18 protein-coding genes are annotated in these 23,092 nt (G+C 71.1%); 10 read left to right on the top strand and 8 right to left on the bottom strand.

Annotation, left to right across the window (positions count from 1 at the left end):
- Positions 1–194 precede the first annotated feature (194 nt).
- Complete coding sequence (locus tag Pka01_RS17555; protein ID WP_203883852.1) at positions 195–2,858, top strand: YfhO family protein; 2,664 nt, start codon at positions 195–197, stop codon at positions 2,856–2,858.
- Positions 2,859–2,892: 34 nt separating this feature from the next.
- On the opposite strand, the gene Pka01_RS17550 is transcribed toward Pka01_RS17555, so the two are convergent.
- Entirely contained in the window at positions 2,893–4,215 is a 1,323-nt protein-coding gene (locus Pka01_RS17550) for an LVIVD repeat-containing protein (protein ID WP_203883961.1), read from the bottom strand.
- Between the two features lie 432 nt (positions 4,216–4,647).
- Here Pka01_RS17550 and Pka01_RS17545 point away from each other — a divergent pair, with 432 nt between their 5' ends.
- Positions 4,648–5,115 carry a DUF305 domain-containing protein gene (locus Pka01_RS17545; protein WP_239115074.1) on the top strand — a complete coding sequence of 156 codons (468 nt, stop codon included), beginning with the start codon at positions 4,648–4,650 and terminating at the stop codon, positions 5,113–5,115.
- Positions 5,116–5,519: 404 nt separating this feature from the next.
- Here the strand turns inward: Pka01_RS17545 and Pka01_RS17540 are convergent, their stop codons facing one another.
- The 3 genes from Pka01_RS17540 to Pka01_RS17530 form a co-directional block, all read right to left on the bottom strand.
- On the bottom strand, positions 5,520–7,175 hold the full coding sequence (locus tag Pka01_RS17540; protein ID WP_203883960.1) for a DEAD/DEAH box helicase: 1,656 nt from the start codon (positions 7,173–7,175) through the stop codon (positions 5,520–5,522).
- 195 nt (positions 7,176–7,370) lie between these two features.
- A complete protein-coding gene (locus tag Pka01_RS17535; RefSeq protein ID WP_203883850.1) occupies positions 7,371–8,846 on the bottom strand; it encodes a class II fumarate hydratase in 1,476 nt (491 codons plus the stop codon).
- A gap of 2 nt (positions 8,847–8,848) precedes the next feature.
- Entirely contained in the window at positions 8,849–10,564 is a 1,716-nt protein-coding gene (locus Pka01_RS17530) for an NAD-dependent malic enzyme (RefSeq protein WP_203883849.1), read from the bottom strand.
- Between the two features lie 269 nt (positions 10,565–10,833).
- Here Pka01_RS17530 and Pka01_RS17525 point away from each other — a divergent pair, with 269 nt between their 5' ends.
- From Pka01_RS17525 to Pka01_RS17505, 5 genes are read left to right on the top strand one after another with little or no spacing between them, the layout of a single operon-like run.
- The gene (locus Pka01_RS17525) at positions 10,834–12,333 is read left to right on the top strand and encodes a purine-cytosine permease family protein (RefSeq protein ID WP_203883848.1); all 1,500 of its coding nucleotides are present in this window, start codon (positions 10,834–10,836) and stop codon (positions 12,331–12,333) included.
- The gene (locus Pka01_RS17520) at positions 12,330–12,893 is read left to right on the top strand and encodes a cysteine hydrolase family protein (RefSeq protein ID WP_203883847.1); all 564 of its coding nucleotides are present in this window, start codon (positions 12,330–12,332) and stop codon (positions 12,891–12,893) included. Before Pka01_RS17525 ends, Pka01_RS17520 begins: the two co-directional genes overlap by 4 nt.
- Positions 12,890–13,609 (top strand): GntR family transcriptional regulator, encoded by a 720-nt coding sequence (locus tag Pka01_RS17515; protein ID WP_203883846.1) that lies wholly within the window; start codon positions 12,890–12,892, stop codon positions 13,607–13,609. Before Pka01_RS17520 ends, Pka01_RS17515 begins: the two co-directional genes overlap by 4 nt.
- 2 nt (positions 13,610–13,611) lie before the next feature.
- Positions 13,612–14,637, top strand: a complete 1,026-nt coding sequence (locus tag Pka01_RS17510) for an ADP-ribosylglycohydrolase family protein (protein ID WP_203883845.1) — start codon at positions 13,612–13,614, stop codon at positions 14,635–14,637.
- The gene (locus tag Pka01_RS17505) at positions 14,634–15,587 is read left to right on the top strand and encodes a PfkB family carbohydrate kinase (RefSeq protein ID WP_203883844.1); all 954 of its coding nucleotides are present in this window, start codon (positions 14,634–14,636) and stop codon (positions 15,585–15,587) included. The genes Pka01_RS17510 and Pka01_RS17505 overlap by 4 nt, the downstream gene beginning before the upstream one ends.
- Here Pka01_RS17505 and Pka01_RS17500 read toward each other — a convergent pair.
- Positions 15,551–16,486 carry an NAD-dependent epimerase/dehydratase family protein gene (locus tag Pka01_RS17500; protein WP_203883843.1) on the bottom strand — a complete coding sequence of 312 codons (936 nt, stop codon included), beginning with the start codon at positions 16,484–16,486 and terminating at the stop codon, positions 15,551–15,553. The genes Pka01_RS17505 and Pka01_RS17500 overlap by 37 nt on opposite strands.
- 98 nt (positions 16,487–16,584) lie before the next feature.
- On the opposite strand from Pka01_RS17500, the gene Pka01_RS17495 reads away from it, so the two are divergent.
- On the top strand, positions 16,585–17,022 hold the full coding sequence (locus Pka01_RS17495) for a MarR family winged helix-turn-helix transcriptional regulator (protein ID WP_203883842.1): 438 nt from the start codon (positions 16,585–16,587) through the stop codon (positions 17,020–17,022).
- 69 nt (positions 17,023–17,091) lie between these two features.
- Entirely contained in the window at positions 17,092–17,613 is a 522-nt protein-coding gene (locus Pka01_RS17490; RefSeq protein WP_203883841.1) for a hypothetical protein, read from the top strand.
- A 28-nt stretch (positions 17,614–17,641) separates the two neighbouring features.
- Here the strand turns inward: Pka01_RS17490 and Pka01_RS17485 are convergent, their stop codons facing one another.
- On the bottom strand, positions 17,642–18,508 hold the full coding sequence (locus Pka01_RS17485) for a hypothetical protein (protein WP_203883840.1): 867 nt from the start codon (positions 18,506–18,508) through the stop codon (positions 17,642–17,644).
- A 73-nt stretch (positions 18,509–18,581) separates the two neighbouring features.
- On the bottom strand, positions 18,582–19,229 hold the full coding sequence (locus Pka01_RS17480) for a TetR/AcrR family transcriptional regulator (RefSeq protein WP_203883839.1): 648 nt from the start codon (positions 19,227–19,229) through the stop codon (positions 18,582–18,584).
- 94 nt (positions 19,230–19,323) lie between these two features.
- On the opposite strand from Pka01_RS17480, the gene Pka01_RS17475 reads away from it, so the two are divergent.
- Positions 19,324–20,298, top strand: coding sequence for a quinone oxidoreductase family protein (locus tag Pka01_RS17475; RefSeq protein ID WP_203883838.1), 975 nt, complete (start codon positions 19,324–19,326; stop codon positions 20,296–20,298).
- Positions 20,299–20,377: 79 nt separating this feature from the next.
- Here the strand turns inward: Pka01_RS17475 and Pka01_RS17470 are convergent, their stop codons facing one another.
- Positions 20,378–23,044: a glycoside hydrolase family 3 protein gene (locus Pka01_RS17470; RefSeq protein ID WP_203883837.1), complete on the bottom strand. Its 2,667-nt coding sequence runs from the start codon at positions 23,042–23,044 to the stop codon at positions 20,378–20,380.
- Positions 23,045–23,092: the final 48 nt, after the last annotated feature.

The following is a 23,092-nucleotide window of genomic DNA, read 5'->3' as shown; positions in this document are numbered from 1 at the left end:
CGCCACAGACACGCGGCACAGACGCGCGGCAGCCGCTGGCCGGGACGGACGCGCGGCGTGGCCGCGACGCGCGGAATGGCCGCGGCCGGGAAGATCATCTTGCCGGAGCCGACGGGAAATCCGGTGTTCACCTGCGGGTCAACATGATCGGCTAGGGTGCCTCTGGTCAACCTCCACCCATGCCATGAGGATCCGTGACCACGCAGGAACTCGAGCGCACGCCCCCGACCGCGGCCGCTCCCCTCACGGTGAAGCACACCCGCCGCCCCGTCCTGCGCAGAGCGGGTGCCGCTCTCATGGCGGCGCTGCTGGCCGCCGCCGGGCTCTGTGCGGGAGACGCCGTCGCCGGGTTCTTCCCCTTCGGGCCGGCGTCGCGCAGCATCAGCGACCTCGGCAACCAGTACGTCCCCTTCTACGCGTACTGGTGGGACGTGCTGCACGGGCACGCCCGCGGTGACCTGATCGTCAACTGGGCCTCGGGGTTCGGCTCGAGCTATCTGCCCGACGTGTTCTACTACCTGGCCAGCCCCTTCTCCCTGCTGGTCGCGCTGGTCCCCCGCGCCGAGGTGGACCTTGCCGTCTATGTGATCACCGCGGCCAAGATCGCGGCGGGCGCCGCCGTCATGGCCTGGTACCTACGCGGGCTGAGCGTCCGCGGTCCGTTCCGTTCCGGGCTGGCGGCCGTGTTCGGCGCCGCGTACGGTCTGTGCGGCTGGGCCGTCACCGACGCCGCCTACAACCCCATGTGGCTCGACGGCCTGATCGCCTTCCCCCTGCTGTGCATCGCCGGGGAATGGGCCATGGCCGGGCGCAGGTGGGTGCTCGGCCCGCTGTGCGTGGCGTTCGCCTGGGTCACCGGCTTCTACACCGCCTGCTTCGCGATGATCGGCGCCACCGTCGTGCTCCTGATCCGGGCGGCCTCGGAAACCTCGTCCCCGCGGGCCAGGCTGCGCGGGCTTGGACGCGCCGCGCTGTACGGCGGAGCCGGCCTGGGGGTGGCCGCTCCCGTCGTTCTGGTGGTCTACCTCGCGGCCGCCGACGCCTGGCCGGTCACTCCCCGGCCCTTCACCTCCGTCGGCATCTCCCCGATGTTCGCGCGCCTGCTCCCGGGCAGCTACGAGTTCAACTCCCCTGCGATCTTCGTGGGCACCTTCGCGCTCTTCGCGGCGCTCACGCTGCCGTTCAATCGGGCCGTCCGGGCACGCGCGCGGATCGCCTGGACGGTCGCGATCGTCGCCGTCGCGGCCTCGATGTTGTGGGAGCCGACCGTCCGGATCTGGTACGCCTACACCACCCCCAACGGGAGCACCTACCGCGAGGCGTTCGTCCTCAGCGGCATGATCGTCGCCGCTGGGTGGACGTCGTTCGCCCGGGGCATGCCGAAGCCGTACGCGCTGGCGGGCGGCGCGGCACTGCTCGGTCTCACCATCTGGGTGGCCTCCGGCTGGGAGAAGAGCACCCCGGAGATGCTCCGGTGGACCTGGGCGGTCGTGGCCGTGTGCGCCGTCCTGTACGGCGTGCTGGCGCTGGCCAGGAAGATCGGCCGGCGGACGTGGCGGATCACCTCAGGCGTCCTGCTCGTCCTGGTGGCGGCGGCGCAGACGGCCGAGGCCGCGGCCAACGTCGCCGACGTCGACACCAAGCGCCAGGCGGCCCTCGGTTACTACGCCCCCTGGGGAACCTGGCACGACCGATTGCGCGCGGCAGTGGACTCCGCCGACGCGTGGCCGTCCTACCGTACGGACCCGGGCGAGGCCAGGGTGACCGGCAACGATCCGCAACTGGTCGGCGGCGAGGGGTCGGCCTACTACAGCAGCTTCACCTCCGTCACGCTGATCGGGATGCTGGAGAACCTCGGCTTCGGCTGGATCTCCAGGGGCAGGTCGCCCAAGAGCCTGGACAACCCGGTGACGGACACGGTGTTCTCGATCGCCGCACGGGCCCATTCGACGGTGACGGGCGAGTCCCAGTCGCGCGGCGGGGACCAGGCGGACGTGACCCTCACCCGGCGGCAGGTCGCCCCGCTGGTGACCGTCCGGCCGGCCTCCGGTCCGCCGCCGCGGTACGGCGCCTCCCCGTTCCGCAACCAGGAGCTGCTGCTCGGCACATCCGTCTACACGGTTCCCGAGGTGCGCTACGAGCGGAAGGACGGCACGGTCCTGGGCACGACGGGACCGCTGGAAACCCTTCCCGATCCGACCCCGCGCTCCTATCCGTACAACCTGTTCGCCACCTGCGCGCCCGGCCAGGAGGTGTATCTGTACGCCCCTGACTACGCGGGCGGCGCCTCGCTGGTGGACAGCGGGTACCGGGTCGGGCTCACCGGCTCCGCCGGGCGGAACCGGGCCCCGATCGAGTACCTGGGCACGGTTCCCGCGACGGGACGGGTCAAGGTCAAGCTCCGGCCGATGGAACGCGGAAGCGTGCCGGACCACCCCGTCGCCTGCCTGGACACCGCGCGTCTTGCCGACGCCGTGAGCCGCCTGCGCAGCACCGGCGCCACCCGCGTCGAGGTCTCCGGCCACTCCGTCACCGCCACGCTTCCCGCCGGGAGCACCGGGACCGCGGTCATGGCCGTACCGGCGATCAGAGGGTGGACCTGCGCACTCGGGGGCGCCGCGGCCCGGCCCGCCGGGAACTTCCTCGGGCTGGTCTCCGTGCCGCTGGACGGCAAGGCGACCCGGGTGAGCTGCTCGTTCACGCCGCCAGGCCTGAAGATCGGGCTGACGATCACCGTGAGCACCGTACTCGCCGTGGCAGCGCTCTGGCTCGGCCTGTTCTTTCTGCGGCGCGGACGCCGGCGGCGAGAAGGGACGGCGCCCGAGACCTGCGTGGTCTCGGAGGCCGCCCCTTCGTGATGATCAACAGGCCGGGAGAGTCAGCCTGTTACCTCTAGTGGCCGTGCCCGTGCCCATGCCCGTGCTCGGGGTACGAGCCCTGGGTCTGCGTGTTGAGCCGGTCGACGCGAACCTTGCTCGCCGAGTCGGTCCGACGGTCGTTGATCTTGATGACGTCGAAGCCGCGGTTGAAGTCGCTCGCGTACACGTAGCCGTTGTAGTAGTACGCGGACCAGAACCCGCCGGATCCCTCGGCGGCCGGGCCGCGCTCGAAGTAACCGATCTCCTTCGGGTGCGCGGAGTCGGTGAAGTCCCAGAACGACGCGCCGCCCTGGTACCAGGCCTGGACCATGATGTCGCGGCCCTTGACCGGGATGAGCGAGCCGTTGTGGGCGACACAGTTCTCCGTGTCCGCCTGGTAACGGGGGATCTTGAAGTAGCTCTTGAAGACCAGCTTGCCCTTCACGATGTCGTAGATCGCGTCGGCGCCCCGGTTGGGGCCGATGGCCTCGTTGCAGGTCGCCGCGCCGCCGCCGCCGAGCTCGTCGGTGAAGACGACCTTGGTTCCCTCGTTGTTGAACGTCGCCGAGTGCCAGAACGCGAAGTTCGGGTCGGTGGTGCGGGCGGTCACCTTCGGCTTCTCGGGGTTGCGGATGTCGAACAGCACGCCGTCGCCCATGCAGGCGCCGGCCGCGATGCCCTTCTCCTGGTAGACCGTGATGTCGTGGCAGCCGCTCGTGGGGACGAGCAGGCCGGGCTGGGTCTCGTTGCCGCCGTCGGGGAACACGACCGGGGTGGCCACCACCGACGCGGACGTCGGGTTCTTCAGCGGCACCTTCACGATCGAGATCTTGTCGTGCGGGGGCTGGCAGTCGGGGAAGCTCGCCGACGGGCTGTAGGAGGAGATGTACAGGTAGACGTTGTTCCGCTTCTTGTCCGGCACCAGCGTGTGGGTGTGCGAACCGCAACTCGTCTCAACCGACTTGATGTACTTCGGGTTCGTCTTGTCGCTGACGTCGAAGATGCGGATGCCCTCCCACGACTCCTTGACGGACGCCGCCTGCCCGGTGCTGGCGCAGGAGTCGTCGTTACGCGAGGAATCGACCGAGGCGAACAGCAGGTCGCCGTACACCGACAGGTCCATCTGCGAACCGGGGCAGACGACGGAGCTGACCGCTTTCGCCTTCTTCGGGTTCTTGATGTCGTAGATGGAGAATCCGCCATAGTTACCGACATAGGCGTAATTGCCCTGGAATGCGATGTCGGTGTTGATGGTGGCCGCGATGGCGGCCGGCTTGGGTACGTTGGTCACGTGCTCGACGTTCGAGCTCATGACCACCTCATCGGTTCCCGGGATGTCGGCCGCCTGGACGGGCATCGCCGACAGCGCGAGTGCTGCCGCAGCACCTACCAGAACGAGGAACCGGCCGACCGGGCCGCCTCTGCGGAGGTTGGATAACACGCAGGTACCCCTCCTTTGGTCGCACACGTCCGGGCACACGAAATGTCACGCCATCGGCACCCGGACAGGAATTTGTACGCCATACTGCCTGCTTCAGGAAAATAGATCAACATACCGGGTTTACCCGATTTTCCATATTTTGTTACTGTGCGTGGGCACGGCTAGAGATCACAGGGAGGCCGGGTGCGCGCCGCACTCCTCATCGCCATAGTCATCGGAGCTGCCACGCTCACGGGGTGTTCGAGCACGCCGGAAACCGCGGAAGCCAGACCGACAGCCCCAGTCATCGCCCCCGGAAGGCCAGGCGAGGAGGCGAGGACGCTCAGCCCAACGGAGACGGCGCCGGCCGTGCCGTCGCCCTCCGCGAACGCGGCCGACGTCCTCTTCATGCAGGACATGATCGTCCACCACCGGCAGGCGCTCGACATGAGCGACCTCGCCCCGACGCGGGCCGCGTCGGACGGCGTGAAGCGCATGGCGGCCCGGATCAACGACACCCAGGGGCCGGAGATCTCCGCGATGACGCACTGGCTGGAGCAGCAGGGGCAGCGCCTCCCCGAGCACCATCAGCTCGAGGAACATCACGACATGCCCGGCATGGCCACCCCCGAGCAGCTGGACGCTCTACGCAAGGCGACCGGCGCCGACTTCGACCGGCTGTTCGTGCAGTTGATGATCGCTCATCACATGGGCGCGATCACGATGGCCGCCGACGAGATGGAGAAGGGCTCCCACGTGACGGTGCAGGAGCTGGCTCAGGACATATCGGTCACCCAAACCGCCGAAGTCAACCGCCTCCGCCAACTCCAGCCATAACCCCCCTCCCGCAACCCTCCCGCGTGATCATGCACGCTTTCGGTCCCGACCACGCCGACCTGCGACAACCCCGACCGTGATCATGCACACTTTCGGTCGCGGCCGCGCCGACCTGCGACGATCCCAATCGTGATCATGCGCAGGTTCGGCGACGGGCACCATGACCTGCGGTTTCATTCGCCGTGATCATGCATGCGGCGGCGACGTGCATGATCACCAACTACATCCATGCAGGCCGGAGAGGGCGCCACCGAACCTGTGCATGATCACGAACAACGTTTCCGCTGGTCGTACGACATGCACACGAAGGTGTGCATGATCACGCGCAGGGTCGGGGCAGGTGAGGTGCCGTGCGGGCGAACCTGTGCATGATCACGCGCGGGGGGGATTCCCAAGGGGAGGGATCAGGGGGCGTCGCGGTCGCGGCGGATGGTCACCTTGCGGCCCTTGATGGTGGTCCTCCGCAGGGCGTCGATGACCTCCTGGACGGCCGACTCCGGGATCTCGACCAGGGAGAACCGGTCGGCGATCTCGATCGCGCCGATGTCGCGGCCGCTCACCCTCGTCTCGCCCGCGATGGCGCCGACGAGGTCCTGCGGCCGGATCCGCGCGCTGCGCCCGGCGCCGACGAACAGGCGGGCCATGCCGCCCCTCGACGGGCCGCGCCCCCGCTCCCTCGGTCCCGCGTCGCGCCCTGCCCCGTCGCGGCGGCCACGGGTGGGCGACAGGGCGACCTCGGGGATCTCCTCCTCGTCGGCCGCCGCCCCGGTGGACTCGTGGGCGAGCTTCACCGCGGCGAGGGCCACCTCCATCACGTCGAACTCGTCGGCGAGGGTCTCGACCACGACGCGGAACCGGTCCAGGTCGTCGTCCTCGAGGAGGCTCTCCTGCAGCGCGGCCCGGGTCAGTTCGAGTCGCCGCGCCCGCAGGTCGGCGATCGTCGGCACCTTCTCGATCTCGATGCGGCTCCGGGTGACCCGCTCGATGGTCTTGAGCATGCGGTGCTCGCGCGGCTCGGCGAGCGTGATCGCCACGCCTTCCCTGCCGGCCCGGCCGACCCGACCGATCCGGTGGACGTACGACTCGGGCGCCGAGGGGACGTCGTAGTTGATGACATGGGTGAGCTGCTCGATGTCGAGGCCGCGGGCCGCCACGTCGGTCGCCACCAGCAGGTCGGCGGTGCCGGTCCGCAGCCGTCCCATCACGCGGTCGCGCTGCTCCTGGCCCATGCCTCCGTGCAGCGCCTCGGCGCGGTAGCCGCGCCCGTTGAGCGTCTCGGTGAGGGAGTCGACCTCGTCACGCGTGCGGCAGAACACGATCGCGGCCGTCGGCGCCTCGACGTCGAGCACCCGCCCGAGAGCCGCGGGCTTGTGGGACCGGGTCACGATGTAGGCGCTCTGGCGTACCCGAGGGCTCTCACCCGTGGCGGCCCGCTCGTGCTCGATCTTGATCCGCACGGGTTCTGAGAGGTGCCTGCGCGCCATCCCGTCGATGCGGGGCGGCATGGTCGCCGAGAACAGCACCGTCTGCCGGTCTTCCGGGGTGTCCTGGAGGATCGTCTCGATGTCGTCGGCGAAGCCCATGTCGAGCATCTCGTCGGCCTCGTCGAGCACGACCATCCGCAGCCCGCTCAGAGCCAGCGTGCCCCGGCCGATGTGGTCGAGAGCACGCCCGGGGGTCGCGACCACCACGTCGACGCCTCGCTCCAGCGCCCGCAACTGGCGGCCGATGGGCTGCCCGCCGTAGATCGGGAGCACCCGCGCCCCGATGTCCTTGCCGTAGCGGTGCATCGCCTCAGACACCTGTACGGCGAGCTCGCGTGTGGGGACCAGGATCAGCGCGACCGGCCCGGACTCCGGCTCCCCCTCGGCCAGGCGCTGCAGCACGGGCAGGGCGAACGCCGCGGTCTTGCCCGTACCCGTCGCGGCCTGTCCGAGCAGGTCACGGCCTTCGAGGAGGGGCGGAATCGCCTCCCGCTGAATGGGAGTCGGCTCCTCGTAGCCGAGATCGCCGAGAGCCCGCAGGAGCTCGGGGCGCAGTGCCAGATCCGCGAAGCTCATGGCTTCGTCGGTCGCGTTCACGATGTCGGGCTCCTCTGAGGACGGGCGGGTGCGCGGGGAACAAGTACCCTCTATGATCCCCCCAACCTGAGACTCCTTCGTCAGCGGGCGGCCCTCACCGGCGGAAACCCCGGCTGGAGCGGTGCTGAGAGGCCCCTGCACCCGGTTGACCGAGCGGCGAAGAGGGCCCCGCTGTCAGCCGCCGGTACGGCGGCGTGACCGGCCGTCGCCCGCCACCCCCGGGCGGGTGAGGCGTTCCGGGTCGACCACCCTGTCGAAGAGCCGCTCGTCGACGCCCGACCTCATCGCGGCCTCCTTCAGCGTGAGGTCGTCGGCGATCGCGCGGTGCGCGATCCTCGCGGACTCGTCGTAGCCGATGACCGGGCTCAGCGCGGTCACCATCATGACCGAGCGCTCGACGTCGGACTCGAGCTTGGACGTGTTCAGCCGCACGCCCTCGACGAGGTACTCCCGGAAATGATCAATCATGTCCGACAGGATCCGGATCGAGTGGAGGACGTTGTTGATGATGAGCGGCCGGAACGCGTTGAGCTCGAAGTTCCCCTCCGCCCCGGCCATCGAGACGGCCCCGTCGTCGGCGATCACCTGGACGGCGACCATCAGCATCGCCTCTGCCTGAGTCGGGTTGACCTTCCCCGGCATGATCGAGGATCCCGGCTCGTTGGACGGCAGGTCGAGTTCGTGCAGCCCGGTCCGCGGGCCCGACCCCAGCCACCGCATGTCGTTGGCGAACTTGAACAGCGACACGGCCAGGGCGCGCAGCGCCGCAGAGACGCGGACGAGCGGATCGCACGACGCCTGGGCGGCGAACCTGTTGGGCGCCCCGGTGAACGCGTGCCTGGTCAGTCTGGCGATCTCGCGGGCGACCTCGTCTCCGAAGCCGGGCGGGGCGTTCAGGCCGGTGCCGACCGCCGTCCCGCCGATCGCCAGCCGGTCGAGGCCGCGCGCCGTGGTCTTCAGGTGCTCGGTGGCGTCCTCGATCTGGGCGACGTACCCCGACCACTCCTGGCCGACCGTCAACGGTGTCGCGTCCTCCAGGTGGGTGCGGCCGACCTTGACCACGTGCGCCCACTCCCGGCTCTTGCGCCCGGCCGCGTCGGCCAGCCGCGACAACGCGGGCAGCAGCCGTGTCTCGAGAGCCTGGACCACCGCGATGTGCATCGCCGTGACGAACGTGTCGTTGGACGACTGGCCCATGTTCACGTGGTCGTTCGGGTGTACCGGGTCCTTGCTGCCGAGCCGGCCGCCGAGCAGCTGGATCGCCCGGTTCGAGATGACCTCGTTCACGTTCATGTTCGACTGCGTGCCGGAGCCGGTCTGCCAGACGTACAGCGGGAACTCCGGGTCCAGCCGGCCGTCGATCACCTCGTCGGCCACGCGGGCGATGAGGTCGGCCTTCCACCGGGGCAGCCGGCCCGCGCGGCCGTTGACGTGGGCCGCCGCCTTCTTGATGTAGCCGTAGGCGTGGTAGACGGCCTTGGGCATCCGGTCGTCGCCGATGCTGAAGTGGATCAGTGAGCGTTGCGTCTGCGCGCCCCAGTAGTGGTCGGCCGGCACCTCGATCTCCCCGAGCGAGTCGCTCTCGGTGCGGGTGCCCGTCGCGTCGAGCCCGATCGGCACGTCCTGGATCCGGGGGCCGTTGCGCACCATCGTCAGCCTCCTCTGACCCGGCGGTACTCGGGCCGCCACATCGCGTCCTGCACCTGCTGGATCACGTCGTGCAGCTCGACGCGCGCGAGGTTCTCCTTCCCCGCCTCCCCTGCGACCTCGACCGCGACCAGAGCCGAGATCTCCCTGAGGTTGTCGACCTGCGGCAGCAGTGAGGCGCCCGGTGTCGACACGTCGACCAGGCTCGCCACGGCGTCGGCGGCGGCCTGGAACATGCCGTCGCTGACCCGGCGGGCGCGCGAGACGGTGACGCCGAGCCCCAGCCCCGGGTACAGCAGGGCGTTGTTCGCCTGCCCGATGGCGTAGGTGACGCCTTTGTAGGTGACCGGCTGGACCGGGATCCCGGTGGCGACGAGGGCGCGCCCTTCCGTCCAGCGGATCAGGTCGCCCGGCATCGCCTCGATCCGCTCGGTCGGGTTCGACAGGGGGAAGATGATCGGCCGGTCGGTGTGGGCGGCCATCGTCCGGACGATGTCCTCGGTGAAGGCGCCGTGGACGGTGGAGGTTCCGATGAGCATGGTCGGGTGGACGCGGCCGACCACCTCACGGAGCCCGATCCGCCCGTCCTCGCCCTGCCATCCGGCCACCTCCGCGGCGGGCCGTGCGTAGGGGGCCTGGTAGTCCCGCAGGTCGTCCATGTCGTCGGTCAGGAGCCCCTGCTTGTCGACCGTCCAGATCAGGCGGGTCGCGTCCTGCTTCTCGAGGCCGGCGCGCGTCATCGCGTCACGCAGTTGGTCGGCGATGCCGACGCCTGCCGTGCCGGCGCCGAACACGACGATCCGCTGTTCGCGCAGCGGCACGCCCGCGACCCGGGTGGCGCCGAGCGCCGCGGCGAGCACGATCGCGCCCGTGCCCTGCATGTCGTCGTTGAAGGTGCTGATCCGCGGGGTGTACATCTCGAGGATCCGGCGGCCGTTGGACGGCCCGAAGTCCTCCCAGTGCAGCAGGGCCTTGGGGAACATGCGGGTGACGGTGGTGACGTAGGCGTCGATGAAGGCGTCGTAGCGCTCGCCCCGCACCCGTGAATGCCTGTCGCCCACGTAGGAGGGGTCGTTGAGCAGCGCCTCGTTGTTCGTCCCCGCGTCCAGCGCGACGGGGACGACCCGGCTCGGGTGGATCCCGGCGGCGGCCGTGTAGACGGCCAGCTTGCCCACGGCGATGCCGCTGCCCCCGCCGATGCCCCAGTCGCCGATGCCCAGGATCTCCTCGGCGTCGGAGGCGACGACCAGGTCGACGTCGTCGGGGCCGAGCCCGAGGTTGTCGAAGGCCCGCCCGATGCCGTCCACGTCGTCGATCGACAGGTAGACCCCGCGCGGCCTGCGGTACTCGTGGCTGTACGCCTTGATCGCCTGGCCTACGGTGGGGTCGTAGACGACGGGGAGCATCTCCCTCAGGTGGTCGGACAGCAGGCGGTAGAAGAGCACCTCGTTGCGGTCGTGCAGCGACGTCAGATAGATGTTCTTGCGGAGGTCGTCCGGCTGCGCCTCGTACTGCTCGTACGCCCTGCGCGCCTGCTCGTCGAGCGTCTCGACGGCCGGGGGGATCAGGCCCTCGAGCCCGAGTTCCGCCCGTTCCTCCTCCGTGAACGCCGTGCCCTTGTTCAGCAGGGGATCGCGCAGGACCTCCAGCCCACGCGCCGACGTGACGTAGGTCCCGTCGGTCTCCGTGAAGTTGCGTCCCCCGACTCGCTCACTCTTCACCGCGGACACCCGGCCTCCCCATGGCTGGAACCATGCGCTTCCGTAATGACCTGCGCATACAGACCATTTACGGGGGTTCCCGACACGGGGAACGGCAAGCCAAAGCGGCGCCAAAGGTCATCTCAGGCATCCATTGCGCACGACCCCGGGCGCGCCCGCCGTACGGCCCCTGTGCGTACGGCGGGCGCTGGTCCGATATTTACGGGGTCTTGACGCTATATCGCGCGAAGTCCTATGTTTCGCTGAACAAGTTTAGACAGGTAGGACACATGGCCAGTACGCAGGGCGAACATCAGCAATCCACGACCGCCGCGCGAACGCTGACGATCGAGACCCACGGGCTCGACGTGATCGGCGACGACGAACGCAAGGGCCGTCCCCGCCAGCTCTTCTGGCCGTGGTTCGGCGCCAACGTCTCCATCCTCGGGCTGAGCTACGGCTCGTTCGCCCTCGGGTTCGGCATCTCCTTCTGGCAGGCGCTCATCGCGGGTGTGGTGGGCATCGTCTTCTCGTTCCTGCTGTGCGGCTTCGTCGCGGTGGCGGGCAAGCGGGGCTCGGCCCCCACCATGGTCCTCAGCCGCGCCGCGTTCGGCGTCGGGGGCAACCGCCTGCCGTCGGCGATCTCCTGGGTGCTGACGGTGGGCTGGGAGACCGTGCTCACCGCCCTCGCCACCCTCGCGACCGCGACGGTCCTCGGCAGGCTCGGATGGGGAGGCGGCACGTCGACCAAGGTCATCGCCCTCATCGTGGTGACCGTGCTGATCATCGGCGCCGGGGTCATGGGGTTCCACCTGATCATGCGCCTGCAGACGATCATCACGGTGGTCACCGGCGTGCTGACGGTCGTCTACATCGTGCTGGTCTTCGACCACATCCACTGGAGCACGGTCTCCGCCGTCCCCGGCGGCTCCCCGCAGCAGTTCGTCGGCGCCCTGGTGTTCATGGCGACCGGCTTCGGGCTCGGATGGGTCAACGCGGCGGCCGACTACTCGCGCTACCTGCCGCGCGGGGCCTCCGGCCGCGGCGTCGTCGGGTGGACGACGTTCGGCGCGTCCGTCGCGCCGATCATCCTGGTGGTCTTCGGCCTGCTGCTCGCCGGATCCTCCACCGATCTGAACAAGGCGGTCGCCGGGGACCCGATCGGGGCGCTCGCGGCCGTGCTGCCCACCTGGTTCCTCGTCCCGTTCGTGGTCGTGGCCGTGCTCGGCCTCGTCGGCGGCGCCGTGCTGGACATCTACTCCTCGGGCCTCGCCCTCCTCGCCGCCGGGCTGCGGGTGCCGCGCTACGTCGCCGCCCTCGTCGACGGCGTCATCATGATCGTCGGCACGGTGTACATCGTCTTCATCGCCGACGACTTCCTCGGGCCGTTCCAGGGCTTCCTGATCACCCTGGGCGTCCCGATCGCCGCCTGGTGCGGGATCATGCTCGCCGACGTCCTGATGCGCCGCCGCGACTATGACGAGGCCGATCTGTTCCGGCCTTCCGGCCGGTACGGCAACGTCCCGCCCGCGCCTCTCGCGATCATCGCCGTGAGCACCGCCCTCGGCTGGGGCCTGGTCGTCAACACCTCCGCCGGCTGGCTCAAGTGGCAGGGCTACCTGCTCGGCCCGCTCGGCCTCGGCGGCAAGGACGGCGCCTGGGCGTACGCCAACCTGGGCGTCTTCGCGGCGCTCGTCGTCGCCTTCGCGGCCACCTTGCTGGTGAGCCGGGCACGCGTGCGCGCCCAGGAGAACCTGTCCTCCGCGTCCGCCGAAGAGGTGGCCCCGTGAGCCTGCTGGCCGTCATCGACATGCAGCGGGTGTTCGCCGAGCCGTCCAGCGCATGGTTCACACCGCGGTTCGCCGAGACGGTCGGCCCGATCAAGGAGCTGACCCGCGCGTTCGGGTCCCGGGTCCTGTTCACCCGGTTCATCGCGCCGGACAGCCCCGAGGGGGCCTGGCGCGAGTACTACCGCCGCTGGCCCTTCGCCCTGCAGCCGCCGGATGCCCGGATCTACGAGCTGGTCGACGACTTCGGGGACGGCGCGGGCCCGACGCTGGACGCCACCACCTTCGGTAAGTGGACGCCGGAGCTGGCCGAGGCGGTCGGTCCCGAAGGACGGCTCGTCGTGGCCGGCGTCTCCACCGACTGCTGCGTGTTGTCGACCGTCGTCGCGGCGGCCGACGCGGGCGTGGAGGTCCAGGTCGTCTCCGACGCCTGCGCGGGCATGACCGACGAGAGCCACCGGCAGGCGCTGGAGATCATGGCGCTGTACGGCCCTCTGGTGCGGGTGGTGACCTCGGCCGAGGTCCTGCACGACATGGAGGACGCCGGGGGAAGGGCTTCGTGACCGGACCCGTCAGGTTGAAGCATCAGCGGATCACCGTCGCGCTGGAGAAGGAGATCCGTTCCGGCCGGGTCCCGCGTGGGGCCCGGCTGCCGGGCGAGCTCGCGCTCGCCCGGCGCTTCGGCGTGAGCCGCAACACCGTACGCACGGCTCTCGCGGAACTCTGCGAGGCCGGGCTGATCGCCACGCGGACGGGCAAGGGGTCCTTCGTGCTGTTCGACGGGCGCCCGCTCGACGACCGGCTCGGCTGGGCGCACGCGCTGGCGTCCCACGGCGTGGAGACGCGGGTCCGCGTCCTCGGCATCACCGCGACGCGCGACGAGGAGCTGGCCGGGCTGCCGGGGGTGGACCGCCCCGACGTCATCGTCATCGAGCGCGTCCGGGAGATCGAGGCCGCGACCGTCGTCTCCTACGAGCGCAGTTGCGTCCCCGCGATCGGCGAGCTGCGTGAACTGCCCGCGCGCGGGCTGGGCGGCGACTCGCTCACCGAGGTGCTCACCCGTGCGGGTCTGCACGCTGACCACGGCGAGCAGCACCTGCGCGGGCGCAGGATCGACGCCCACGAGGCGGGGCTGCTCCGCCGCGAACCCGGCGCGTGGTTCCTCAACACCCGGCGGACGAGCTGGGCGGCCGACGGCGCGTTCGTCGAACGCGTGGACAGCCTGCTCGATCCCGAACACTTCCAGCTGCGCCTGGACTTCCGCGAAAGCGCTCCCTGACCATGACACGGACCACGACACGATCGAGAGCCGCCGGCGCCCTCTACGGGCTCGCCATCGGCGACGCACTCGGCATGCCCACGCAGATGCTCTCCCGGCCGCGGATCACGGCCCGGTACGGACCCGTCGTCGGCGGCTTCCTCGACGCGCCGCCCGACCATCCGCTCGCGGCGGGCATGCCCGCGGGGTCGGTCACCGACGACACCGAACAGGCCATGGTGCTGGCCGGGCTGCTGCTCGACGGCGGCGGCAGGGCCGATCCCGCCGAGCTGGCCCGCCGCCTGGTCGCCTGGGAGGAGTCCATGCGGGCGCGCGGCTCGCTCGACCTGCTCGGCCCGTCGACCAAACGCGCCGTCTCCGAGGTGATCGCCGGGGCGGACGTGGCGGAGACCGGCCGGTTCGGCACCACCAACGGGGCGGCCATGCGCGTCGCCCCGGTGGGGGTCGCGACCGCCCCGGACGACCTGGACGCCCTCGTGGACAAGGTCGTCGAGACGAGCATGGTCACTCACAACACGGGGGTCGCGCTCGCGGGCGCGGCCGCCGTCGCGGCGGCCGTCTCCGCCGGAGTCGCGGGCGCCACCGTCCGCGAGGCCGTCGACTTCGCCGTGGCCGCGGCGCGGCTCGCGGCGGCGCGCGGGCACTGGGTCGCCGCCGCCGACGTCGCGGAGCGCATCGCCTGGGCGACCGGGCTCGTCGACGGGCTGTCGGACGAGGAGGTGTGCGAGCGCGTCTACCTGCTGGTCGGCACGAGCCTCGCCACTCAGGAGTCCGTCCCCGCGGCGTTCGCCGTCCTGTGGGCGTGCAGGGACGACCCGTGGCGTGCCTGCCTGCTGTCCGCCTCGGTCGGCGGCGACTGCGACACCATCGCCGCGATGGCCGGAGCCGTCGCCGGCGCCTGCCACGGGGTTGACGCCTTCCCCGCCGGCGCCCGCAGGACCGTCGCCCGCGTCAACGGCCTGCGCCTCGACGAGACCGCCGACGGCCTGCTGGCGCTGCGGTCCCCCGCAGGGCACGGACGCCGATGACGCCCGGCCGGCTGCTCCACGTGGGCAACGTCGTCGTCGACCTGGTGCTCGACGTCGCGACCCTGCCGGAACGCGGTGGCGACGTGCTGGCGACCCGGTCCGCGCGCGCCCCCGGCGGCGGCTTCAACGTGATGACGGCCGCGGCCAGGCAGGGCCTGCACGTGGCCTACGCGGGCGCCCACGGCACCGGCCCCTTCGGCGACCTGGCCCGATCGGGCATGCGCGAGGCCGGGATCCAGGTCCTCCATCCGGCACGCACCGCCCTCGACACCGGCTTCGTGGTCGCCGTGGTCGACGGCGGAGGCGAGCGCACGTTTCTGACCAGCCCGGGAGCGGAGGCGACGCTGACCGGGCGGGATCTCGACACGGTCAGCACGGGCGCGGGCGACGTCGTCTGCGCCTCCGGGTACGGCATGCTCCACGCGGCCAACCGGGTCGCGCTGGCCGGCTGGCTGCCGCGCGTCCCCGGCGACGTCCCGCTGGTCTTCGACCCGGGACCGCTGGTCGGGCAGATCCCGCCCGACGTCATGCGGGCCGTCCTCCCCCGGATCGACTGGTGGACGTGCAACGCCCGCGAGGCGGCCGCCGTCACCGGCCACGCGGACCCGGTGAGGGCGGCGGCGGCCCTCCGGGACCTCACCGGCAGGCGCGGCGTCCTGGTGCGGACGGGCCCTGACGGGTGCGTCGTCGCCGAGCGCGGCGCGCCGCCAGTGGCGGTGCCGGGGTTCCCCGTGGACGCGGTGGACATGAACGGCGCGGGCGACGCCCACACCGGCGTGTTCGTCGCCGCGCTCGCCGCCGGGTCCCCCGCGACGGACGCGGCCCGTACCGCCAACGCCGCCGCCGCGCTGGCCGTCACCGTGCGGGGTCCCGCGACGGCTCCGTCCGCCGAGGAGCTGTCGGCGTTCCTGCGTCAGCGGGGGTTGCCCGCCCGGAGCCACCGGACGTAGTCGCCGGCCGCGCGGTCGAGGTCGTATCCGGGCTCGAACCCGGTGTCGTCTCGCAGCCGGCCGACGTCGAGGTGCGCGGCGGGAGCGGTGCCCGGCCGTCGTCCATCCGCGAGGGCGGGCGCCTTCCCCGGAACGGCCCGGCCGACGGCCTCGGCGACCTCGCGGTTGGTCGTGGTGCGCCCGCCGCCGACGTTGTAGGTGCGGTGGCTCAGCGCCGCCGCCGTCTGCAGCAGCGCGATCGCCCGGCCGCAGTCGCGGGCGTAGCACATGTCGATCGCGTCCTCGGCGTACAGCGGCGCGGGGAGGTCATGGCCGCCGGCCGCCGCGTGGACGAGCTGGGGGGCGCCGAAGAACGGCGAGGCCGGCCGGCCGAGCGGGCCCCAGATCGCCCCGATCCTGACGCTGACGACGTCGAGGCCCGTGCTCGCGGAGACGGCGTCCGCCAGGATCTCCGCGCTCTTCTTGTGCGCGGGGATCAGGTGCGCGCTGCCGATCGGCAACGGGACGTCCTCGCGGTACGCGCCGGACGCCGCCGCCCCGCCGTACACGCCGATGCTGCTGGCCAGCACGACCCGCGCGACGTTCCATTCCTGAGCGGCGCGGAGCACGTTGAACAATGCCCGCGTGTTCGCCCACAGCTCGTCCAGCGGCGCGTCCGCGCCGAGGCCGGCGGCGGCCAGGTGGACGATGCCGGTGATGTCGTGCCGCCTGCCGACCTCGAGGAGTCCGTCGAGGTCCGTGCAGTCCATCCGCTCGACCACGGCCTGATCACCGGCCTCGAAGAGGTCCGGGGACCGTCCCGGCGTCCGGCCGCCGATCAGGCAGCGCTCCCCCATGTCCAGCAGCGCCCGGCTCGTGTGCGAGCCGATGAACCCGAGTCCACCCGTGACGAGAATCACGTCAGTCGTCCTTCTTCGATCCAGACAGGTCATTAGCGCGCTAACGACACCGTAGCCCACAGAGTCATTAGCATGCAAACGATTCGTACAATGAGCCGGTGACCGAACTGATCAGGCTGCTCACGCGGGCGCAGAAGCTGCTGCGGACCGCCTCCGACGACGCGATGAGCCGCCACGGCGTGCGCGTGGGCCAGAACCTCGTGCTGGAGGTGCTGTGGGAGACGGACGGCCTGACACCCGGCGAACTGGCCTCCCGCCTGCACGTCACCACGCCGACGGTGGTCAACACGGCGACCAGGATGGAGAGCGCCGGACTGCTCGTCCGGCGCCGGGACCCCGCCGACGGCCGCCTGGTCCGCCTGTACCTCACGCCGAAGGCCCAGGCCGCGCGACAGCCGATCGAGGAGGCCAGGCGACGGCTCGCCGAGCACGCCACGGCCACCCTCACCGACGACGAGCGCCGTCACATGCGCAGCGCCCTCGAAAAGATCATCAAGCGGATGACCGAATCTCCGCCCGACCTCGGCGACGCTTGAATAACGCTTCGCGAAACCCGCATACGCGCGCATTTGCGCCATTCAGGGAATCGGGCATGATCTGGCGCCATGGGTTTCTGGGGATCGATCGTGGTGGCACGGCTGGACGTGCCGCTGACCGGGCTGCGCGCGTTGAAGGGCTATGACGGACACGCCAAGGAACTGGAGCGTTCGGCGGACGGGTGGCGGATCTGGGAACTGAGCGTCGACGATTCCCTGCCGGATCCGGAGGACCTCGTCGTGGGTGTGTCCGAGGAGACCGGGGCACCGGCTCTCGTCGGATTCGTCATGGACAGCGACTGTGTCGCGGTGGCGGCTTTCAGCAGGTCGGCCCGGTCGTGGTCGGCCTGCCTCGCCCCGAACAGCATGGCGGCGTATCTCCGGCCGGACGACTTGAAGCTGAGCGACCTCTTCCTGCCTCCCGAGGAGGCGGCCGTGCTGGCCGTGAGATGGGCGGCCGACGCGGGATATCGGGTCTCGCCGGTACCGATCGTCGAATTGCTGAATCGTGAGGGCGCCCCCTACGCGGAGCACCTCTTCGCCGAATTCATCGAACGAGTCGGCATCGCACTGAGCCCCGGGGCCGGCTGATCCTCCCGCCGGGGCCCGCGATCGCGCGTCAAGGAAGCGCGGGCGTGAAGACCGGGGTCAGCGCTCCCCCTGCGTCGGGGTCCGTGCTCACGTCCCGCGGCCAGACCATCGACGCCGCGTGCCGCGTCCCGTCCAGCTCCAACTCGACCTCGATCGTGTACGGCTCTCGCCCCACGGCGCGTGACACGCTCTCGTTGGGCACCTCGGCGTGGAACCGGACCTGGCCCTTCGGCCGGCACTCGTCCTCGACCCTGGCGAGCTCGTAACTCGCCCGGCCGCCCTGCCCGGTGATCGTCAGCTTGACGGCGGCCTTCCGCGGCGTCCTGCTCAGATAATCGATCCCGAACTCGAACGTGCCGTAGTTGTCCGGCCGGCCGTCGTGGTCGTAGAAGGCGCCCAGACCCGCCCGCGGAGCCGGCGTCGAACCCGCGCGGGTCGTGGTGACCGCGAACGCGGCGGCGAGGTCGCCCCCTGAGGTCCTGCCGAACAGGTCGACGCGGTACCTCCCGGGAGGTCCTGCGGGCTCCAGCCGCCAGGTGCCGGTTCCCGTGGAGACGAGCCGTGCGGGGATCTGCAGGTCGCAGGGCTGAGGGAAGGCGACCGCGGGCTGCAGCTGCGTCGCCTGGAAGGTCCAGTCCTCCAGGGGGAAGGAGACGACGATGTCGCCGGTCACCGTTCCCAGGTCCGGCAGGTCCTCCGGCCTGCCGTCTGCGCACGTGTTGCGGTAGCAGTACGTGAACGCGTCGAGGGACACCTGCCGTCCCCCGCCGTGCACGACCACCTGAGGCGGCTGGGCGGTCCCCATCGCCCCGATCAGGCCCGCCTCCGGCCCGCAGGCCGTCGCCGCAGCCGCAGCCGCCAGGCACACGAGCCCGGCCGCCCGTCTCCAGCGCACATCGGCCTCCCGGCTCCGCACCGCCATGCCCTTATGACGGATCGCGGGCCGCAGCGGTTCGCCTCCCGGCCCCCTATGCCGACGTACCGGGCGGGTCTCCCGATGCGGGGGCCGCGAGCACGCCGGCGGCCACGGCGCGCAGCGACGCCGCCAGCCGCGACGTCTCGCCGCGCTCCAGCAGCCGCAACACCGGTTCGCTCTGAATGCTGCCCAGCAGGATGTGCGCCAGGAGTTCCCCGTCCAGGTCGGGCCGCCGCGCGGTGATCAGTGCGCTGATGTGACCGTGCCAGAACCGGTGCAGGGGATGCTCGCCGCCGGCTTCGTCCCTGTGCTCTCCCTGCTCCCTCGCCGGCCTGGGTGCCGCCGTGGCGGCGTGGCCGAGTGCCGCGAGAAGCCCCTTGTTCCTTCCGACGACGTCGACGATGGCGTCCAGGAAGGCCATGAGCCGCTCCTCGGGCGGGGCTCCGGGCCCCAGCGGGGGCGGCCCCGTCGTGACGGCACCCTCCAGGGCGTAGGCCCGCTCCCGCATCAGCTCGACCATCAGCCCCATCCGGCTCCCGAAACGGTGGAAGACCGTCCCCTTGCCGACCCCGGCCGCCGCGGCGATCTGTTCCATGGAGATCTGATCGGGCCGGTGCCGCGCGAGCAACTCCTCGGTGGCCCGCAGGATGGCGCGACGGTTGCGCGCCGCGTCAGCGCGTTCGGGACGTGCCTCAGCCATCGTCTCCTCTTCACATGGACAACTGGACCGCCGGTCAAGTAATCTCCGTCCAACTTGACCTACGGTCCACTTTATCCTTGCGAAGGAGGACGGCATGCGCCGAATCCGCTATTACGCCTACGGCGGTCCCGAGGTGCTCACCATGGAGGAGACCGAGATCCCGGCACCGGGCCCCGGCCAGGTCCGCATCCGCGCCGAGGTGATCGCCGCCAACTTCGTCGACGTGAAGTTCCGCCAGGGCTCCGACACCGGCGGGATCTACCGCCGCGACCTGCCCGCCGTCCTCACAGGCGACGTCGTCGGCACGGTCGGCGCGGTGGGACGCGGGGTCGACCCCGGTCTCGTCGGCCGTCGGGTCGCCGCACTGGCGGAGGACGCCTTCGCCGACCACGTGCTCGCCGAGGCCGAATGGCTCGCACCGGTGCCGGAGGGCGTCGACGACGCCACCGCGAGCATGCTGCCCATGGGCGGCCCCGTCGCGCTCGGCGCGTTGCGCGCCGCCCGGATGTCCCCCGGCGAGACGGTGCTCGTCCACGCCGCCGCGGGGGGCATCGGCCACCTGGCGGTGCAACTCGCCAGGCTCCGCGGGGCCGGCACCGTGATCGCCACGGCCGGTTCCGCCGGCAAACTCGACTTCACCCGCGCGCTCGGCGCCGACGCGGCCGTCGACTATTCGGCCGAGGACTGGCCCGAGCAAGTGCGCGAGCTCGCGCCGCGAGGAATCGACGTCGTCCTGGACTCCGTCGGCGGCCGCGTCCTGCTGCGCAGCCTCGACCTGCTCGCGCCGTTCGGGCGAGCCGTCGTGTACGGAGCGGCCGGCGGTGAGCTCACCGGCGTTCCGCTGACCGGCCTCTTCGCGATGAGATCGGTGGCGGGATTCTCGCTGCTCGCGTGGCGGGCCGCCGCGCCGAGGCAGGCGCGCGACGACATGGAAGAGGTGGCGACGCACGCGGCCGAAGGCCGGATGCGTGCGATGTCGCACGCCAGGCTGCCGCTCCACGAGGCGGCCGAGGCACATCGCATCATGGAGAGCCGCTCCCAGCTCGGACGCGTCCTCCTCGTGCCCTGACCTGAGCGTCCGTGACAACGTGACGCCCGGGTGGTGGGAGGCGTCCACTCCCACCACCCGGAGGCCCGTCCGGGCCGGGCTAGGTCGCCCCGGCGCAGGTCTCGGCGTCGGCGTCCTTCGCGGCGCCGGGCACCCAGCGGACGTTCGCGAAGGAAGCCGAGAACGCGCCGTCCGTGTACACGAGGAACGGCGTGTTGACGACGGAGAGGTCGAGGCCACCCGTGGCGAAGCACGAGATCGGGACCTTGACGGTGGCCTTGGCGCCGACCTGCAGCCGCTGGAACAACGGCGTCGCGTCGATCTCGGCGAAGCACGGGTAGACGCAGTGCGCGCTGATCACCGTGCGGTTCGCCGGCGGCTGGTGCACGACGGTGTCGAACACCAGGGCGGCGTCGGCGTTGAGGTAGCCGCGCAGGTCGCTGCCGCCCGCCGGGTCCTGCATGTAGATCTGCGCGGGACCGCTGCCGTTCCAGGTCGCCTTCAGGCCGTCGCCCTGCACGTTGACGTCGGAGGGCACGACGCCGATCTCGGCGTGCGCGGCCTCGCCGTCCACGCCGATCTCGGTGCCGCCCCAGTTCTCCGCCGAGCCGATGAAGCTCTTGTACGGTGCGACGTCGGTCCGGTTGAAGATCTCCAGATCCTCCGTGGCCGTTCCGCCTCCGCCCGTCTGGCCGCAGGCGAACTCGGGTGAGGTCTCGTCCAGCGTCCCGACCGTGCCCGACTGCCCGTAGCGCAGGCCGTACCCCGTCGGGAAGAGCGGGTCGTAGTCCGCGTCGCCGGTGTTGAGCGGCGTCTGGCAGGCCGACCCCGGCCACGAGTACGACAACGTGCCGGTGTAGCCCCGGCCGCTGTGCCTGCCCCGGACGAGCAGGTCGGCGACCCCCGCGCCCTCGGTGCCCGGCAGCCAGGCGGCCACGAACGCGTCGGAGCGGTTGAGCTCCTTGTTGACGTAGAGCGGACGGCCGGAGAGGTAGACCGTCACGACGGGGGCGCCCTTGCCGCTGACCTTGTCGAGCACGGCGAGGTCGCCCGGATAGAGCTTGGCCGCCTCGAGGGTGCGCCGCGACAGGTCGCCGACCCCCTCCGCGTACGGAGTCTCACCGATGACCGCGATGACGGCGTCGTACGCCGAGGGGTCGACGCCGTCGCCGGTCTCGCTGAAGGTGACGTCGTCGGCGCCCAGCGCGGCCTTCAGGCCGGCGAGGATCGTCGTGCCGTTCGGGAAGTCGGCGTTGGTGTTGCCGGTGCCCTGCCAGGTGAGCGACCAGCCGCCGGTCTGGTTCTGCAGGTTGTCGGCGCTCTTGCCGACGACGAGCACCTTCGACGAGGGTGACAGCGGCAGCACCTTGTGGTCGTTCTTCAGCAGCACCTGCGACTCGCGCACGGCCTCGCGGGCGAGGTCCTTCGCCTGGAGCGCGTCGGCGGATCCCGCCGCGTAACGTGCCGACGGCCTGGGCTCGTCGAACACGCCGGCGCGCAGCTTCACCCGCAGGATGCGGGTGACGGCGTCGTCGATCCGCGCCATCGGGATCTCGCCGCTCTCGACCTGGGCGATCGTGTTGGCGATGAACGCCTTCCAGTCGTTCGGCACCATGACGACGTCGATGCCGGCGTTGATCGCCCGTGCACAGCTGGAGTTGGTGCATCCGGCGACCTGGCCGATGCCGTTCCAGTCGGAGACCACGACGCCGTCGAAACCCATCTTCTGCTTGAGGATGTCGGTGAGGGCCCGCTTGCTGCCGTGCAGCTTGCCCTCCTCGATCCCGAGGTCGGCGTTCGTCCAGCTGTTGAACGACGCCATCACGGTCTGAGCGCCCGCGGCCAGCGCGCCGTAGTAGCCCTGACCGTGGATGTTGATCATCTGCGCCTCGGACGAGGAGTTGACGCCCTGGTCGACGCCCTTGTCCGTCCCGCCGTCGCCGATGTAGTGCTTGGCGGTCGCGATGACGCCCTTCCTGCTGATTCCGTGCGAGTCGCCGCCCTGCAGGCCGCGGACGGCCTCGTAGCCGTAGGCGCGGGTGATCCTGGGGTCCTCGGAGAAGCCTTCGTAGGTGCGGCCCCACCGGTCGTCGCGGACCACGGCGAGCGTGGGCGCGAACGCCCAGTCCTGCCCGGTCGCCCGCATCTGCCTGGCCGTCGCCTCTCCGATGTCGCGGACGAGGCAGGGGTCGTGCGCGGCGCCGAGGCCGATGTTGTGCGGGAAGAGGGTCGCCCCGTAGACGTTGCTGTTGCCGTGGACCGCGTCGATGCCCCAGATGACGGGGATCTTGGTCCGCGTCGCCGTGGAGGCGGCCCAGTAGGCGTCCGCGAGATCCAGCCAGGCCTGCGGGGACGCGTGCTTGTCACGGCCGGGCCACGAGCCCCCGCCGTTGAGCACCGAGCCGATGCCGTACTGCCCGACCTCCTCGGGCGTGATGGCGGTGATCTCCGGTTGCGTCATCTGGCCGACCTTCTCCGCGAGGGTCATGCCGCCGAGGATCTTCTTGATGCGCTTCTCGTCGGAGAGGTCGCGCTCGATCCGGCTGTCGACCTTGGGCCAGTCGGCGAGCGCGGGCAACCGGTTCTCGATGCGGGCGCATCCCCGCGCGTCCAGGGCGGGCTTGCCGACGACCGGCTGCCTGCCGCCCTTCGCGGCGTCGGCTCCGGCGCTCGGCACCCCTGCGGCCCCGCCGCCCAGCAGGACGACTGCCGCAAGCGTCGCGAGCGTGCTCCGGCTCGCGCGTAATCGGGCCAGGGATCTGATCATGAGCAGTCCTTCTCACGGCGCGGATTCGGTAAGAGTGCGCCTCCGGGC

The sequence above is a fragment of the Planotetraspora kaengkrachanensis genome (assembly GCF_016862895.1).
GTDB classification, from domain to species: Bacteria; Actinomycetota; Actinomycetes; order Streptosporangiales; family Streptosporangiaceae; genus Planotetraspora; species Planotetraspora kaengkrachanensis.
This window is presented reverse-complemented; position numbering and strand designations above follow the sequence as displayed.